Here is a 17,943-nt window from a genome sequence, read left to right on the forward strand (position 1 = left end):
TAAGCGTAGCGCCAGCCGGGGAAATACCGGGCGGGGACTTTCGATAACAGCTGAAGATTGCGATTATTCGCGGCTGGCGAAGATCTCCGCCAGCCCGCTGCGCCGCTCGGTGCGGGCGACAATCGCCTGGCTCAGCACCTGCTCATCGGCGTAAATCGACAGCTGCTGCTTCGCCCGCGTAATCGCGGTGTAGACCAGCTCGCGGGTCACCAGCGGAACGCTCTTTGCCGGCAGAATCAATGCCGCATGGTCGAACTCCGACCCCTGCGATTTATGCACCGTCATTGCCCACGCGGTATCGTGATCCGGCAGGCGACTCGGCTGCACCGATTTAATGCTGCCATCCGCCATCGGGAACCAGACGCGAAGCCCTTCCCCGCGGTCCAGCGCAATCCCGATATCGCCATTAAACAGACCCAGTGCGCTATCGTTGCGTGAAATCATCACCGGACGACCTTCATACCAGCGCGCATGTCGCGGCAGGGTAATCACTCGTTTACGGTTGAGCATCTGTTCCAGCTGTTCATTGAGCCCGCTGACGCCGTACGGGCCGTCACGCAGGGCGCACAGCAGCTGGAATTCACCGAAAGCGGCGATTAACGCCTCCGGCTCGGCCCGTTCGCGCAGCAGCTGCAGATAGCGGCCATACCCCGCCTGCGCCTGGTCGAGCATCGCGGCATATTCTTCCGTGGTGCTCAGCGCATGAAGAACGATATCGTCAAACGGCTGACGTAGGGTCGCCCGGACGCCGTGGCGATCGCCGCCGTTCACCGCGCGAGCCAGATGGCCAATGCCGGAATGGCTGCCAAAACGGTAGCTTTTTTGCAGCAGACACAGGCTGTCGCGCAGCGCGCCGGCAATATCGCCTTCACCCGCCGGTAGCGAATGGCCGGTCAAGCGGCTCAGCTGCGCCGCGCGCCCGGCGGTATAGCCGGCGTTCACCCAGGCGCAAATATCGCCGAGCACCGCCCCGGCTTCCACGGAGGCCAACTGGTCGCGGTCGCCAAGGAAAATCACCCGCCCGTGCTCCGGCAATGCGTCAATCAGCCGCGCCATCATCGGCAGGTCGATCATCGAGGCCTCATCGACGACCAGCACGTCCAGATGTAACGGGTTGCCGGCATGATAACGCATACGCTGGCTGCCGGGCTGCGCCCCCAGCAGCCGATGCAGCGTACTGGCTTCGGTAGGCAGCAACGCTTTTTGCTCATCGGTGAGCGGCAGGCGGCGCAGCGCCTCGCCCAGCGACTCGGTCAATCGCGCGGCGGCTTTCCCGGTTGGCGCCGCCAGGCGGATACGACAGCGGGGCTGGCAGGTGGTCTGAATCAGCGCCGCCAGCAGCCTGGCGACGGTGGTGGTTTTCCCGGTACCGGGGCCGCCGGAAATGACCGAGATACGGCGGGTCAGCGCCACCGCGGCGGCGACCTTTTGCCAGTCGATCTCGGCACTGGCGGGAAACAGAGCGTCCAGGGTGGCGGCCAGCTGGGCCTCGTCAACCTCCACCACCTGATTCGCCTCGTTAAAGAAGCGAGCGACGGTCAGCTCATTACGCCACATGCGGTTAAGATAGAGCCGCTCGCCGCAGAGGATAATCGGCGTCGGGCGATCGCCGCAGCTGACCGCCGCCGAGGAGAGTAGAAGCGCCGACCAGTCATCGGGCGTACCGGCCTGCGCCAGCAGCTGCTCACGCAGATCGCTGGCTTTTCCGCTCAGCAGGTCGTCTGCGCGCAGTCGTGAAATCGGCAGACAGACGTGACCCTCGCCCGCATCCCGACTGAGCACCGCCGCCGCCAGTTTTACCGCCGGGTGCGCTTCCTGCGCCACCATCAGCGCAAACTGCACGTCCAGCGGGCGTAACAACCGTTGATTTGCCGCTTCAAGCAACAGTTCATCCATCGTCATGCCATGACCTCCTGAACGTCTCCGGCAAACAGCGCGTCCATGCCGTCAATCAGCGCCCGCGCCGGGCGGGTGGTAAAGATGCCCTGGCCTCCGTCCTGCCCGTCCATACCGCGTAAAAAAAGATAGATCACGCCGCCGAAATGACGTTCGTAATCATAGGCAGCAATACGGTGGCGCAGATAGCGATGCAGCGCCAGGCTGTAGAGCTGATACTGCAAATCATAACGATGAGTACGCATGGCCTGGTCCATCGCCTGCCGGGTATAGGCCTCGCGGTCCGCTCCCAGCCAGTTCGATTTGTAATCCAGCAGGTAATAACGGTCGTTATGGCGAAACACGAGGTCGATAAAGCCTTTCAGCATGCCGCGGACCTGACGAAAATCCAGGGGGGGGCAATCGACGGAAAGCGGATCGTAGCGGCGAATCAACGCATCCAGGCGCTGCGGCTCCAGCGGTTGTTCAATCGGCAGATAGAAGGCCATTTCAACCTGTTTATCGCCGGCGGTAAGCTGATTCAGCGCGATACTCGCCCCCGGCAACGGGGTGCGTAATACGCCGTCCAGCCACTGCGTCAGCACCGGCGTCCACTGCTCATCGAAGCCCGCTGACCGCAGCTTTTCTGCCATCCAGTCGGCGGGTACCGGCTGGGTAAAATCGAGATCCTCAAACAGGCTATGCAGAAATGTCCCCGGCGATGCGCCGCGCGGAAACTGATGCGGCGTCAGCTGCGGCTCTTCGGCAACCTCGCCGACGCCTGTGGCATCGACGTCAAGACGCGGCAACAACTCCTGCGCCGAACTGTGGCCATGCTGCTGCAACCCGGAATAGCTGGTGACCCGCCAGTCATCGGTCACCGGGCGGGTCAGCCTGCGCGCGGACAGCGGCGGCAGGGCCTCCTGCGGCGCCTGCCATGGCGTGTCGTCTGGCGCAGCGGGCGTTTGCAGGGCGATATCGTCGCAGCAGAAGTCCTGCAAACGCGCCCTCAGCCCGGCGGCATCCAGCGCTTCGCCGCCCTGCAGCAGCCGCCCCAGCGCGCTGTGATGAAAATCGCTGGCCCCGGGCTTATCGCTGCGCCGGGTGCTCAGGGGAGCAACGCCGAGGCTGCAGTGCCAGACCGCACGGGTCAGCGCAACGTACAGCAGACGTAAATCTTCGGCCAGACGCTCCGCCTCCGCCAGCTCCAGACTCCCCTCTTCCTGACCGAGGTCGAGGACCGCGGCAAAAGAGTCGCGATCGTGATAAAACGCCTGATCCTGTTTACGGAAACGGGCAATAAACGGCAGCCATACCAGCGGGTATTCCAGCCCTTTTGATTTATGCACGGTCACGATTTGCACCAGATGCTTATCGCTCTCCAGACGCATCTGCTGGCTGGAAGCGTTACTGTCCGGTTCGGCGATGCGCTGCGTCAGCCAGCGCACCAGCGCATGTTCGCTTTCCAGCTGGCTGGCCGCCTCCTGTAACAGTTCGCTGATATGCAGGATGTCGGTTAACCGGCGTTCGCCTCCCGCCGTCGCCAGCAGGTTTTCCGCGATATGACGGGCGCTCATCAGCGAGCGCAGCATCGGCATCACGCCGCGCTGGCGCCAGATTTGCCGGTATTCGCTGAACTCCTCCACCAGCGCGTCCCACGCCCGCTCGTCCTGATTGAGACACTCAATATCCCACGCATTGAGGCCGAATATCGCCGTCGCCAGCGCGCTGCGCAGCGTATTCTCGCGTTCCGGGGCCAGCACCGCCTGCAGCACCCACAGCAGCTCCTGCGCTTCCGGCGTTTCAAAAACGCTATCGCGATTGGAAAGGTACACCGACGGGATGGCAAGCGCCCGTAGCGCATCGCGGATCAGCGAGGCTTCCTGGCGATTACGCACCAGTACCGTGATATCAGAGGCCTGCACCGGACGGGCATTTTCGCCGCGCCACAGCAGCGCGCTCCCCCGCTGGCCGGCGCTTAACCAGTCGCGAATTTGCGTCGCGCACAGCTGCGCCATCCAGGCCTGATAATCCCCCGCCCCAACGGCTTCGCCGGGCATCAGCCAGACGTTCATCGCCGGCACCGCGTCGTTATCGACGGTAAATCGCAGCCCGCGGTTTTTCCCCGCCGATTTGACCGGCAAAAAAGGGATCTCACGGAACATGAACGGATTATCGCTCAGGCTGAACAGGCGGTTGACGCTTTCCACCATGCCAGGAGCAGAACGCCAGTTGGTGTCGAGCGTATAGTGGGCGGTGACGTCGCCGCGCGCTTTCATATAGGTAAAAATATCTGCGCCGCGAAAGGCATAGATGGCCTGCTTGGGGTCGCCAATCAGCAGCAGCGCCGTTTCCGGCTGCCGCCGCCAGATGCGACGGAAAATGCGATACTGCTGCGGGTCGGTATCCTGGAATTCATCAATCATCGCCACCGGGAAACGCTGACGAATGGCGCTGGCCAACGCTTCGCCGCTGTCGCCGCGCAGGGCGTCATCAAGCCGACTAAGCATGTCATCAAAGCCCAGTTCACCCCGACGACGCTTCTCCCGGGCGACCGCTTCGCGAATTTCCACCATCGCTCGGGCGATAACCAGATCCGTCAGCGTCAGCGGTGACGCCAGCAGCTGCTCGATCGCGCTGAACAGCGGATGCACCGGCGGCTCGCCGCCCGTTTTGGTGCGTTCATACAAGAAGGCCTGAGAGAATTTTTCCAGCGCCTCAGGAAGCTGGTAGCCGAGCGTCTCTTCCTGCGCCCAGGCGCTGATCTTCTCGATCCATTTCCCCTGATTGCCGCGATTGAACTTGCGCCGGTCAAGAGCGGAATTCTCCAGCACGCTGTCAATCTCGCCAACCTGCTCCCGCCACTGCATTTTAACGGCGTTAATGCGCTCGATAATTTGCTGATGGCGTTCGGCCAGCGTCTCTTCTGGCGCTGGCGGAGATTTAAGCTGCGGGGCCTCACCCTGCAACCAGCGATCGAGAGATTTCAACAAGTCGCGGGGACCTTTCCATGCCTCATGGATGACGGCCGCGATCTCACGCGGCAGCGGATAGCAATGCCGACGCCAGAAGTCAGCGCAGGCCTGATAGCGCAGCCGGGATTCATCCTCGATCAGCTGCTGCTCAAACAGCATACCGGACTCAAAGGCGTTCAGGCTGAGCATCCGCTGACAGAAGCCGTGGATGGTGAACACTGCCGCTTCGTCCATCTGCCGTTCCGCCAGCAGCAGCGTTTGCGCCGCCTGGTTTTTATCGGGGATTTCTGCCAGCAGCGCGGCATAGAGGGGGTCGGCCGCGCTGTCACGCAGGCAGGCAATGCGCAGTTCGTGGATATTGCTGCGAATACGGCCACGCAGTTCTTCGGTGGCCGCCTCGGTGAAGGTCACCACCAGCAGCTCTTCCACGCTGACCGCGCGAGGAAAGGCGGATTCACCGCCAAGCCCCAGCAGCAGCCGCAGGTAGAGCGCGGCGATGGTAAAGGTTTTTCCGGTGCCCGCAGAGGCTTCTATCAGGCGCTCTCCCGTCAGGGGCAAGCGCAGGGGATCCAGAGACTCGGCGGTTTCGGTCATTCGTTCTCTCGCATCAGGGGTAAGGATTTCTGCAATGCGCTGACGTTTTCCCAGACTTTACCACCCTGCGGATGGACGTAATCCGTCTTGCCGTTCTGGCTGCCGGAGACCTGGGACAATATCGCCATGCCTTGCGGATCCACCACCGTCTGATGGAAGAAGTCGGCAAGTTTTTGCGGCGTCAGCAGTTTAATCTGAGCCACTACTTTATCACGTGAATCGAAACGCATATTACCGCGATCGAAATCTTTGCTCAGCTGCGACGCTTCGCCGCCCAGGGTTTGCGGCGCCTGGGTCATCTGACTTATCACCGCCTGCTGAATTTGCGCAAACTCTTGCGGACTCATGGCCCGCAGCTTGGCTTCCGCCGTCGGGAAGAATGCCTGGAAGCGCTGCCAGAGGAAAGCCGGCTGTTTATCGCTGCTTTGCAACAGAAAGCCCAATCCCCACTGGCGACCGACGTTCATCGGGAAGGCAAAGACCGCATAGCCCAGCTGCTCTTCGGTACGCAGCTGATTATAGAACCACGGCTGAACGATTTGCCCCAGCAGAGAGCTGGCGGCGGTGCTGCTGTATTCATCCACGTTCGGCGGCGCAAAGACGGCGGCCAGCGCCGAATCGGTACTGTTGCCGGCTTTTTCAAAAATCGCCACTTGCTTGCTGTCAACCAGCACATCTTTATTGCGACACCACTCGTCGCCGTCGGCACCCAGCTGCTGTTGGATCTGGCGCGCCATCGCGATCGACCGGTCGGCGCTGAGGTTGCCAATCACCAGCAGTTCCGGGCGCCCTTTCGCTTTCAGGTTATCGCGGTATGCCAGCACCTCTTTCAGGGTTATCGACGGCAGCAGCGCCCGGCGCTCTTCCCGCTGGAAATAGGGCACCTGCGACAGCATCTGTACCGGCATAATCGCCTGATCGTAGGCTTTGCCTTTATCCGCCGAGTCCATCATCTGGGCATACCAGGATTTAGCCTGTTCCAGCTGTTCTTCGTCTGGCGTATAGCTAAAGTAGCCGTCCAGCAGCGCGGTAAACAGCTGCGGCAGCCGCTGGGTGTAGCCATTGGCATTCATCATCAGCCCGTTATTGGCGCCGGTTGAGAAGGAGATGCCGCCCACCGCCGCTTGGTTGCTGAGCTGGTCAAGAGCGATGCCCGCCAGATAATCGTTCAGTGCAAACATTACCTGGCTGCGCGCGCTGTCCATCGCCTGCGGATTACGCAGTACCAGAGAGATATCGGCTTTCGGCTCGCTGGCGAAGTACTGGCTCGGCGCATACACCACCCGCAGGGTCGGCTCATCGACGATCAGCTGCGGATGCGGGTAGGCCTTATCGCTTTTGATCAGCGTAAAATCGTCAGGTATGTAGGGGTTCAGCACCGGCAGTTTAAGGTCGATAGCGTTCGCCTTCTGCTGCCAGTCGGCAAAGGTCTGCGTGCTGATTTTATCCACCTGGTACGGCGCGTTGACGAAGTAGGCGCTCTTGTTATGCGGCTCCTGCGGGCTGATATACCACACGCGCGCATTTTGTGGCGTCATCATCGCCAGCCGGTCCTTAATCGCCTGCGGATCGTAACGGTCAGCAATATTCACCACATCCAGCGCATGCTCCACCGGTACGCGAATCATGGTGTCCGCCAGCCATTCCACATAATCCATATCGCGGTTTATCGATGGATAGCGAAAATCGAGCTCCAGAACGTGGGACAGCTCATCGAAATAGCGTTTGTCGATACCCTGAGTGCGCAACACATTGAGATAGCTGAAGATCGCGGCCGCGACTTCATCACGATGCGCCAGGCCTTTATCGGTCAGGGTGGCGGAAATAGCCAGCACCCCGCTGTTACCGTTGACCACCGGGTCGGAATCGGCGCGGATGCCTTCCACCAGCCCTTGCTGCTGCAGCCAGTCCGATAACGTTCCTGGACTGCGGTTACCGATCATATAGGTCACCAGCTCGTCGGTTTTACTACGGAACTGGTCGCTATTGTTATCAATACGGAATTCAACGCGCAGCACTTTACGCGGCATCGCCGGGACGTAGTGAATGATGATGCCTTTTTGCGCATCGGTCACCACCGGAACGGTAATTTCCGGTTTGCTGATATTGTGGTTCTCTACCCGGCCATAGGTTCTGGCGGCAATGCTCGCCAGCTCCGGCAGCGGTTTGTTGCTGTAAATCACCGCTTTCATCAGATTCGCGGAGTACCAGCTGTCGCGGAAAGTATGCAGGGCGTCGAGCACCGGTTTACCGGGCTTGTCGCCGAGGGTTTCCAGGTTACCACCGGAAAAATGCGCGGCCGGGTGCGCCGGGTTAATGGTTTCGGCGCTCACCTGCGCCATGCGCATCCCGTCCCGGGTACGCGCCATGGTCAGCTCGGCATTGACCGCGTTGCGCTCGCGGTCAGCATATTTTTTATCCAGCAGCGGCGCCGCGATCGCATCCGCCAGCCGATCCACCGCCCCGTCGAGAGCATCGTTTTCGACTTCAAGATAGAAGGCGGTGCGATAAGGGGCCGTGCTGGCATTATGGCTGCCGCCGTGCATTTTGAGGAATTCGGCGAGGTTGTCAGGCTGCGGATAGTTTTTCGAGCCCATCAGCGTCATGTGCTCCAGAAAGTGAGCCAGCCCCTGATGTTCGACAGGATCCTGCAGCGACCCCACGGGCACCACCAGCGCAGACAGTGATTTCACCGCCTGCGGATCGGAAACCAGCAGGACCACCATGCCATTATCCAGGCGAATCGCCTGATACTGTCGGGGATCTTTTTCGCTTTTGCGGATGGTTTCCTGAATCGGTTGCCATCCGCTATCGGCCTGACTTAACGGTGCCCAGAGGGCTGCCAGTACTAAAATAACCTTGAACCATACACTGCGGGGCATTCACGAACCTCATCATTAACAAACTTTGCGCTGACAGCGTCAGCGTTATGCATATCAGTCCGTGATTCGTTGCGCATGATAATTGAACCCCCTTACCTGCGCAATTTTTATACTATTACAAATTTATTCGGACTGATGGAAACGAAATACCGGCAACAAATAACGCTGCGTTTGCGCAATGATTTCGTCATAGTAGGCCGGCTCAAGGGTGCGCCACAGGCGTTGATACCAGACATCCGTACCTTCGCCGCTGACCACCATATTGCCTTCATACGTCTGCAGAAATTTGCTGCGCGCTTTTTGCTGCGTCTCTTCGTCCATTAACATGACATCCTTTTCAGCGTCATAACAGACTTTTAGCCATGCGCCGCCGCTTTCAGGCAGCAACAGCAGCGGCCTGGACATGCCTTGCAGGTAACCCTCTACCAGCTCATCAAGGTACGCCTTCGCCTGCTCCTGCGCCAGCGGCGGGAAGCGCCACTCTCCCTCTTTACGCACCAGCAGACGGCTTTCACCGGTTCCGCCGCCAGCACAGTAGACAAGGTGTTCCAGCCAAAGTTGCATCCCTTGCGCCACGCTCAGTAGCGAAGGCCGCCAGCGTAACAGGCCGTCAGATTGTACCTGCTGTAGCCATCCGCTTATGTTGACCCCGTTACATTGCAGATCGATTTCCATGCTTTGCGCAGGCTGGCGGCTGGCAATGACCCGCTCCGCGAGATTCTGCATTTCCAGACGCTGCGTCTCCCAGGCCAGCTCGCCGAAGGCGCCGTAGGGCAGCTCTCCCGCCGCCCGGAAACGGCGATACATTATCGACGCGTCCTGCTGTTCAATCAGCGTATTCAGCAGCTGTTGGTTGAGGTGATAGCGGCTCAGCCCTTCCAGCGCAAACGGTTCGTCATCTGGAATTTCACTCTCTTCAGAGCGGAAGTTGACCCGCAGGCGCTGCTGGAAGAAGGCGCGCACCGGGTGCTGCCAGAAGCGCAGTAGCTGCTCAAAGGGCAGGGTTTCGATAGCCAGCGCCGGCAACGGCTGGATAAAGTCACTCTGCGCCTCCCCTTGCTGACTGGCTGCCGCCAGCCATTCCCGGGCATAGCTTTGCTGTTCATCGGCGCGGAAGTTCGCCGCATCGAAGGGCATGCGCGTATGCAGATGGGTGATATGCGCTTTCACCCGCCGCTCGCTGGTATCGCAATCCTGCGCCTCATCTCCGACCAGGCAGTGGCTCTGACCGATATAATCCGCCAGCTCCTGCACCAGCACCGAAGGATAGCGTTCGCTGTTGTCCTGAATCGAGCGCCCGATATAGCTGATATAGAGTTTCTGTTCAGCGGACATCAACGCTTCCAGGAACAGATAACGGTCGTCATCACGGCGGCTGCGGTCGCCGCGTTGCGGCTTCTGGCTCATTAAATCGAAGCCCAGCGGCGCCAGCGTTCGCGGATATACGCCGTCGTTCATCCCCAGCAGACATACCACTTTGAACGGAATAGAGCGCATCGGCATCAGGGTACAGATGTTGACCGGCCCGGCGAGGAAACGCTGGCTGATACGCTGCTGGTCCAGCCGCTGCGCCAGCTCATCACGAAGCAGGGAAAGCGGGACATGCTGGTCATATTGCGCCAGGACGCCTTCGCCAATGGCCGCCTGCCACTGCTGTTCAATCAGCGCCAGCGCCGCTTCCGTTTCGCTGTCGGGGAGGAAGAAGTCATTCAGCAGATCGCGGCAAACCGGCAGCCACTCCGCCAGCGGGCGCTCCTGCGCCAGCCCGCGCCGCCACAGGTTGAGCTGCATCAGCAACGAGGCCAGATTCCCCACCAGCTCGGCAATCAGCCCGCTGGACTCATCGTACGGCAGAACCGACCGCCACTCGCCCTGGCTACTGTCCATCGCGTAGCCCAGCAGCATCCGCGTCAGGCCAAAGCGCCAGGTATGCTGACCGGTGGTGGGCAGGTCCAGCTCACGCACGTTATCGTCATCTATACCCCAGCGGACGCCGGACTCATTGACCCACTGACGCAGGTAGCGCAGCCCCTCTTCGTCAATATTAAAGCGCGCCGCGAGTACCGGGACATCCAGCAGCGCCAGCACATCTTCGCTGGCAAAACGGCTGTCGGGCAGGGAAAGCAGCGTAATAAACGCCTGCAGCGCCGGGTGCGACTCGCGGGCGCGGCGGTCGGAAATAGCCCACGGCAGCCAGCGTTCACCGCTGGCGCTGCCAAATACCGCCTGAATATACGGACTGTAGCTGTCGATATCCGCCACCATCACGATGATATCGCGCGGGGTCAGTTCAGGATTCTCTTCCAGCATCGCCAGCAGCCGATCGTGCAGTACCTCGACTTCCCGCTGCGGGCTATGACACACGTGAATCGTCAGGCTGCGATCGTCCAGCGCCAGCGGTCGCTTGCTGTGGCTGCCGGCAAACTCCTCCGCGCTGCGTCCGGCTACCGCCGCGTTACGCAGATCGAGAATATCCGCCTGTAAGTTATGCAGCAGGTTATCCGGCGTAATATCGACAAACGCATCCAGCTCTTCATAACGCTCCAGCCCGGCCAGCAGATAGATGTAGTCCCGCCCCAGCTTGCCCCACGAGGCCAGCAGCGGGTTGCCGACATCCTGCTCCCCGGCGTCGTTAAATAAGCCCGGCGCCTGCTGCGTATCGCGAAACAGCGGTAATTCTCGTGATTCGCGGTGGTGACGGCGCTGGCGCGACATCAGCTTCGCCAGGAAGGCGGGATCTTTAATGTCGCCCCAGTAGTAGCGACAGGGGTTGGTGAAGAGCACGTAGACATCCACGTGTTTGCCAAGCGCCTGCAGCGCCTGCAGGTAGACCGGCGGCAACGCCGAAATGCCGCAAATAAAGACCCGCGACGGTAGCCCAGCCGGCGGCGCATCCGCCGCTTCCAGCGTGTTGATAAAGCGCTGGTATAAATTGGCGCGATGCCAAAGCGGCTGCCCCAGCTCGGCGGTATGTTCGACCAGCGCTTTCCATAGCGGCGCCTGCCACTGCTGGGCGTCGCCCAGGCCGTCAACTCGCTCATCGGCCTCCCAACGCATCAACCATTCCGGACGATAGACCAGATACTGGTCATAGAGGTCGGCAACCCGGGCGGCGAGCTGGAAGAGCTTACGCTTATCGCTATCGTCGCTCAGATAGTGGCGCAGCAGAGTGAAAGCATCGTCCTCCAGGCGCTGCGGCAGCAGGGTCATCAGTTTCCAGCTCATACTCTGTTTGCTGAAGGCGCTTTCATCGGGAATATCCGACAGCACGCGGACAAACATGTCCCAGATAAAACTCGCCGGTAACGGGAACTCAATATTGGCGGCAATGCCAAAGCGCTTAGCCAGGGTCATCTGTAACCATTGCGCCATCCCGGTGCTTTGCACCAGCACCATTTCCGCGTTGAAAGGGTCGTCCAGCCGCTGGCGCTCGACGATAAACTCCATCAACGCTTCAAGAACATCCAGACGGTTTGAGTGGTAGACCCTTAACATATTCGCTCCTGACTACTGACTGACCGGGCAATGCAGCCGGGTCATCTGCACCCGTTTTTCCACAGGTATGATGATCGTTACCGTGATGCTGACACATCTTGCTGTCGATGTCTGCAAGCGGGTAACCTGCCCGCCTTCCGGGATACCCGGCGGATGAAGCTGAGTAAAGCGCCAGGCATCACGCCACAGCTGGCGGTAGTGGTTTAACTGAATGAAGCCGCTCGCCAGCCCGCGCTGATAGCCGCCCAGCGCGGTCACCACCATAACCAGCAGCACCATCGCCAGCAGCGTTTCCGGCAGACTAAAGCCTTTTCGGCAGATCAGGGCATCTGACATAAGCGCGCCTCCGCGAGCGGGCAAAAATCGCTCCAGCCGTGAGGGGAAAAACGGACGACGCCCTCTGTAACCCGGCCAGATTGCCAGAGTAACAGGCCGCCGCTGCCGGCTATCAACAGGACGGAGGCATCGGTGAAAATACGCAGGCAGACGCGCCCGCCGTCAGTACCGGCCGGCCGGCAGGCGATCTCAGCATGTATCGGCCACTCCTGCTCTTTTCCCCACTGGAGCGCGGAGTGGACTTCTGCCGTAAGACGGATCGCCTGAGTTTCGCTGGCGGTTTGCGCCAGCAGCGAACGCTGTTGCTGATTTAACCCCTGGAGCAATATGCTGCCCAGCGCCAGCAGCAGAAGCACCATCAGCAATGAGGAAAATCCTCGCTGACGGCTCACAGATTATATCCCGTCACGCGGTATTCCGCCTGGACCGAAATCGTCGGATCCGCCTGCGAGCGGGCTGCCAGCAGCACGGTGAACTCCGGGGCAAAACCGGCGATATCCCGGCGGATAACCTGAAAATGGGTGACCGCAATCGCCACAGGATTGGTCATTTTCTCCCATCCGCCTCCGCTGCAGCTGGTCACCCCGCGCCGCGTCTCCAGCGCGCCGTTTAGCAAACGAAACCCTGTCGCATCGGAAGTGGCCTCCGGGGCAGCCTCCCAGACCCCGTTGCTGTCGCCATCCCACCGCACGATGACGCAGTCGCCGCCGCTGGCGATCTGCAGCGGTTGCCCCTCGCAGCTGCCATGACAATAGCCGGCGCGCTGCAGATGTTTAGCCACCGTATACAGACGCTGCCACAGCTCGTTGTCCAGCGACTGCTGCTGCGTCTGTCGCAACACCAGCCGTTGCAGGGCAGGAAGAAAGCGCGACGTCCCCATCAGCAAAATCGTACTGATGGCCATGGCGATCAGCGTTTCTGGCAGCGAAAAACCCCGGCAGATTACAGGCACGACGCGGTCTCCTCATTGTGACACAGGCGAATTCGCCCCCAGTTAGAGACGATGATATTCCAGCCGCCGCCCGCGCTTTGCAGCCGGATGTGCCCGGCCCAGGCGCTATTGCGCAGGCCATAAAACCCCAGCCCCGGCGTGATGTGGCTGACGGTAATGTCTGGCCAGCGCGGGCGCAGGGTATAAGGCGTGGCTGCGCGGCAATCTGCCACCGGGTCAGAGGCGCTCAGGCACCAGCCGTCAGCGGCCTGGACCACGCTCACCAGCCGGTTGCGGTTATGCCAGTTGGCGTCATCGCGCAGCAATACCAGATAGTCGCGCACCTGGCTGGCGGTTTGCCACAACCGCTGTTGCTGCTGCCAGCTCTGCCAGCCGTACAGCCCCCCAGCGCTGAGAATAAGCACCAGCGTCAGCGTTATCAGGGTTTCAATCAGGGTGTAGCCACGTTGTCTGTTCATACGGCGAGTATGGGGAAAGAATGCAGCGGGCACGACCGGCAAAACGCAGATTCGCGTAGCGCGGCGCAGGCGGGAGCAGAATATGCAGAGGGTTGCAGAAAATCAGGAAGCGCGGCTTCAGACACAAAAAAAACCGGCGCCAGGGGCCCCGGTTTTTATTCGCTATCGTCTGTTTCTCTGCGCAGATTAAATCGCGACGGGCGCTTTAATCCCCGGATGCGGGTCATAGCCTTCGATGTCGAAGTCTTCAAAACGGTAGTCGAAAATCGACGCCGGTTGGCGTTTGATGACCAGCTTCGGCAGCGGACGCGGTTCGCGGCTCAGCTGAAGATCCGTCTGCTCAAGGTGGTTGCTGTACAGATGAGTATCCCCGCCGGTCCAGACAAAATCCCCCACTTCCAGGTCGCACTGCTGCGCCACCATATGCACCAGCAGCGCATAGCTGGCGATGTTAAACGGCAGACCGAGGAACACGTCGCAGGAGCGCTGATACAGCTGGCAGGAGAGCTTTCCGTCCGCCACGTAGAACTGGAAGAACGCGTGGCACGGCGCCAGCGCCATTTTATCCAGCTCGCCGACGTTCCACGCCGAAACGATGATCCGCCGCGAGTCCGGGTCGTTTTTCAGCTGTTCCATCACGGTGCTAATCTGGTCGATATGGCGGCCGTCCGGCGCGGGCCAGGAACGCCACTGTTTGCCGTAAACCGGCCCCAGATCGCCATTTTCATCCGCCCACTCGTCCCAGATCGTGACGTTGTTTTCGTGCAGATAGGCGATATTGGTGTCACCCTGCAGGAACCACAGCAGTTCATGGATGATGGAGCGTAAATGACAGCGCTTGGTCGTCACCAGCGGGAAGCCTTCCTGCAGGTTAAAACGCATCTGATGGCCGAAGATGGAGAGGGTGCCGGTACCGGTGCGGTCATTTTTTTGCGTGCCCTCGGCGAGCACTTTCTGCATCAAATCAAGATACTGTTTCATGGTTCCTCAAGAAGTTTGTTGCTGCGGACGACGACGGTACGCCCAGACCATCATAATGATACCTGCAAGCACCATCGGGATCGAAAGAATCTGCCCCATGCTGATGTACTGTACCCATTCGCCGGTGAACTGCTGGTCTGGCTGGCGGAAGAATTCCACGATAATGCGGAACAGGCCGTAGCCGATCAGGAACAAACCCGAGACCGAGCCGGTCGGGCGCGGTTTGCGAATAAACAGGTTCAGAATCAGGAACAGCACGACCCCTTCCAGCGCCAGCTCGTACAGCTGCGAAGCGTGACGCGGCAGCGCGCCGTAGGTATCAAACAGCGATTGCCATTCCGGATGAGACGGCAGCAGCGCCAGATCTTCCGCACGCGAACCTGGGAAAATCATCGAATAATGGAAGCTCGGATCGACACGCCCCCACAGCTCGCCATTGATAAAGTTCCCCAGACGGCCTGCGCCCAGGCCAAACGGAATCAGCGGCGCGATGAAATCAGCCACCTGGAAGAAGGTGCGTTTGGTCCGTCTGGCAAAAATAACCATGACGAGAATGACGCCGATCAGGCCGCCGTGGAACGACATGCCGCCATCCCAGACGCGGAACAGATACAGCGGATCCTGCAGGAAGACCGGCAGGTTATAGAACAGAACGTAGCCGATACGGCCACCGAGGAAAACGCCAAGGAAGCCGGCGTACAGCAGGTTTTCAACTTCGTTTTTGCTCCAGCCGCTGCCCGGACGGTTGGCCCGACGGGTGGCTAGCCACATCGCAAAAACAAAGCCGACCAGATACATCATGCCGTACCAGTGGAGGGCGATCGGCCCAACGGAAAATATCACCGGATCAAAATCCGGAAAATGCAGGTAGCCACTATTCATCTGTCACCATAAAGACTTGTTATTCCGCCGAAAGTGGACAGCGGTGATCGTACACGCCCGACCAATACGGGGGCTCCAAGGGGGCGAATAATAGCATAAGGTTAATTCACTGGCCGCGCCGTTGTTGTAAAAGATATGTATATGAATGCTAACGACCGCCGGGACGTTTTCCCGATAGCGGCGCGGACGCCTTATCCGTGCAGCTGAGCGGAAAGCTCAGCCCCCGGAGCGCAGCGCCGCCGGGAAAGGGGCGCTTAGCGTCCGCCGCGAATCAGGCCGCCGAGACCGCGTCGTTCCATAAAGGCCGCAACCTGATGGCGAACTTCCGTCGTCATCTGCGCCTCAAGGCTCCGGCGCGAAAGCTCCTGCGCCTCGGCGATATCAATCCGGCGCAGCAGATATTTTACCCGGGCCACCGACCGGCCGTTCATGGACAGATGACGGTAGCCGAGGCCAATCAGGATCGTCACGCACATCGGGTCGCCCGCCATTTCACCGCACAAGCGCAGGTCGATACCGAAGCGTTCCGCATCCTGCGCAATCATCGCCAATGCGCGCAGCACCGCCGGATGCAGGCTGTCATACAGGCTGGCCACCCGGGTATTATTGCGATCCACCGCGAGGATATACTGCGTCAGATCGTTGGTACCCACCGAGATAAAATCGACGCGATTGGCCAGATGCGGCAGCATAAACACCATTGAGGGCACTTCCAGCATCACGCCAAGACGCGGGCGCGGGATGGCGTAGCCAATCATCTCTTCGACTTCACGACTGGCGCGATCGATCAGGCGACGCGCTTCATCCACCTCATCAAGACTGGTCACCATCGGCAGCAAAATGCTGAGATTGCCGGTGGCAGCGTTGGCGCGCAGCATCGCCCGCACCTGGATGAGAAAAATCTCCGGCTGATCGAGGGTGATGCGGATCCCCCGCCAGCCAAGGCACGGGTTCTCTTCGCTGATCGGCATATACGGCAGCTGTTTATCCGCGCCGATATCCAGGGTACGCAACGTCACCGGCTTCTCATTAAACATCTGCAGCATGCCCTGATACTGAGCCACCTGCTCCTCTTCCGACGGGAAGCCGCTTTGCAACATAAACGGGATCTCGGTGCGGTACAGGCCGATGCCGTCGATAAAGTTGCCGAGCTTTTCTTCATGCTCAAGGCTCAGGCCGGCGTTCAGCATGACCTTCACCCGCTCGCCGCTTTTCAGCTCTGAGGTGTGTTCCAGATCGTCTTCCGCCAGCCGGCTAAGTTCGTTCTCTTCGCTGACCAGGCGTTGATATTCCTGCAGCAGCGCCGGTTCGGGATCGACCAGCAGCTCGCCGCGATAGCCGTCCACCACCAGCATGTGGCCATGCAGCAGCGAAGGCTGAATATCGGCGCCCATAACCGTCGGGATCCCTAACGCCCGCACCATAATGGCGGCGTGAGAGTTCGCGGCGCCGTCGCGAACAACGACGCCCGCCAGCCGGTCCTGAGGGACTTCCGCCAGCGTCGTCGCGGAGAGTTCGTCCGCCACCAGCACAATACGCGCCGGCCAGGTATTGGGCCCCTGAATCGTATCATCGAGATGGAAGAGCAGACGCTGGCCAAGCGTACGCAGATCGCCGGCCCGCTCCTTCAGATAACCGTCGCTCAGCGCGGCAAACTGTTCGGCGAACTTCTCAATAATCTTTTTCACCGCCCATTCAGCCACCGCGCCTTTGTCAACCTCAGCGAACAGTTCGCGGCGCAGTCGCGCGTCAGAAAGCAGGTGCGAATAGAGGTCGAAAATGGCCGAGGTCTCTTTTTGCGCCCCGGCGGCATAGCGCTTGCTGTAGCGTCGAAACTCGTTGGCCGCCTCTTCCAGCGCGCCGGTCAGACGCTCGCGCTCGGAAGCCGTATCCAGCGTCGAGGCTTCGTACACCTGTTCCATTAACGGCAGGCTGATGTCCATCCAGCCTTCGGCGATAGCCACCCCGGAGGAGGCAGGCAACGCGCGGATTCGCGTCTGGCGATACTGGCCAAACAGCGCGGTCAGCTGCGACTGGGAAAGAATCGCGGCCATTTGCGTCGCCAGAGTGACGAGGAAAGATTCTTCGCTTTCGTCAAACTGACGCAGCTCGCGCTGCTGTACCACCAGCACGCCAAGCAGCTGCCGCCGCTGGATAATCGGCACGCCGAGAAAAGCGCGAAAGCGATCCTCTTTCACGGCCGGAATATATTTAAAGCTGGGATGTTTGTGCGCATCGGCAAGGTTGATAGGCTCCGCAAGGCGCCCAACCAGGCCGACCAGGCCTTCGTCAAACGCAAGCGCAACGGTACGCCCGCGAGGTTTTTTCAGCCCGCGAGTGGCCATCAGGTAATAGCAGCGTCGGTCATGATCGGCCAGATATACTGAACAGACTTCCGTTTCCATCGCTGTGCAGATATCTGTTACCAGGATATCCAGCGCCTCGTTTAAACGCGGCGCACTCGCGACCTTCTCGACGATTTCTCGTAACCGAGTGAGCATAATGTGCGTGGC

At 60.1% G+C, this 17,943-nt stretch carries 11 protein-coding genes; all 11 read right to left on the minus strand.

Going from position 1 to position 17,943, the window contains the following annotated elements:
* Nucleotides 1-63 precede the first annotated feature (63 nt).
* The 11 genes from recD to ptsP all read right to left on the minus strand — a co-directional run bounded on the left by recD (nucleotide 64) and on the right by ptsP (nucleotide 17,931).
* Nucleotides 64-1,902 carry an exodeoxyribonuclease V subunit alpha gene (recD, locus tag ACI2JR_RS18360; RefSeq protein WP_462479155.1) on the minus strand — a complete coding sequence of 613 codons (1,839 nt, stop codon included), beginning with the start codon at nucleotides 1,900-1,902 and terminating at the stop codon, nucleotides 64-66.
* A complete protein-coding gene (recB, locus tag ACI2JR_RS18365; RefSeq protein ID WP_132730510.1) occupies nucleotides 1,899-5,444 on the minus strand; it encodes an exodeoxyribonuclease V subunit beta in 3,546 nt (1,181 codons plus the stop codon). The genes recD and recB overlap by 4 nt, the downstream gene beginning before the upstream one ends.
* Nucleotides 5,441-8,326, minus strand: a complete 2,886-nt coding sequence (ptrA, locus tag ACI2JR_RS18370; RefSeq protein WP_462479156.1) for a pitrilysin — start codon at nucleotides 8,324-8,326, stop codon at nucleotides 5,441-5,443. The genes recB and ptrA overlap by 4 nt, the downstream gene beginning before the upstream one ends.
* A 123-nt stretch (nucleotides 8,327-8,449) precedes the next feature.
* On the minus strand, nucleotides 8,450-11,821 hold the full coding sequence (recC, locus tag ACI2JR_RS18375; RefSeq protein WP_462479157.1) for an exodeoxyribonuclease V subunit gamma: 3,372 nt from the start codon (nucleotides 11,819-11,821) through the stop codon (nucleotides 8,450-8,452).
* 12 nt (nucleotides 11,822-11,833) lie between these two features.
* Complete coding sequence (locus ACI2JR_RS18380) at nucleotides 11,834-12,157, minus strand: prepilin-type N-terminal cleavage/methylation domain-containing protein (RefSeq protein WP_132730513.1); 324 nt, start codon at nucleotides 12,155-12,157, stop codon at nucleotides 11,834-11,836.
* Nucleotides 12,142-12,549 (minus strand): DUF2509 family protein, encoded by a 408-nt coding sequence (locus ACI2JR_RS18385; RefSeq protein ID WP_462479158.1) that lies wholly within the window; start codon nucleotides 12,547-12,549, stop codon nucleotides 12,142-12,144. Before ACI2JR_RS18385 ends, ACI2JR_RS18380 begins: the two co-directional genes overlap by 16 nt.
* Nucleotides 12,546-13,109: a prepilin peptidase-dependent protein gene (locus ACI2JR_RS18390; protein WP_462479159.1), complete on the minus strand. Its 564-nt coding sequence runs from the start codon at nucleotides 13,107-13,109 to the stop codon at nucleotides 12,546-12,548. The genes ACI2JR_RS18385 and ACI2JR_RS18390 overlap by 4 nt, the downstream gene beginning before the upstream one ends.
* Nucleotides 13,100-13,567: a prepilin peptidase-dependent protein gene (locus ACI2JR_RS18395; protein WP_462479160.1), complete on the minus strand. Its 468-nt coding sequence runs from the start codon at nucleotides 13,565-13,567 to the stop codon at nucleotides 13,100-13,102. Before ACI2JR_RS18395 ends, ACI2JR_RS18390 begins: the two co-directional genes overlap by 10 nt.
* 186 nt (nucleotides 13,568-13,753) lie before the next feature.
* A complete protein-coding gene (gene thyA / locus ACI2JR_RS18400; RefSeq protein WP_132730517.1) occupies nucleotides 13,754-14,548 on the minus strand; it encodes a thymidylate synthase in 795 nt (264 codons plus the stop codon).
* Between the two features lie 6 nt (nucleotides 14,549-14,554).
* Nucleotides 14,555-15,430 (minus strand): prolipoprotein diacylglyceryl transferase, encoded by an 876-nt coding sequence (gene lgt, locus ACI2JR_RS18405; protein ID WP_132730518.1) that lies wholly within the window; start codon nucleotides 15,428-15,430, stop codon nucleotides 14,555-14,557.
* A 254-nt stretch (nucleotides 15,431-15,684) separates the two neighbouring features.
* Complete coding sequence (gene ptsP, locus ACI2JR_RS18410; RefSeq protein WP_132730519.1) at nucleotides 15,685-17,931, minus strand: phosphoenolpyruvate--protein phosphotransferase; 2,247 nt, start codon at nucleotides 17,929-17,931, stop codon at nucleotides 15,685-15,687.
* Nucleotides 17,932-17,943 lie beyond the last annotated feature (12 nt).

This window comes from Klebsiella sp. NPDC088457, from assembly GCF_044900465.1.
GTDB lineage: Bacteria > Pseudomonadota > Gammaproteobacteria > Enterobacterales > Enterobacteriaceae > Klebsiella.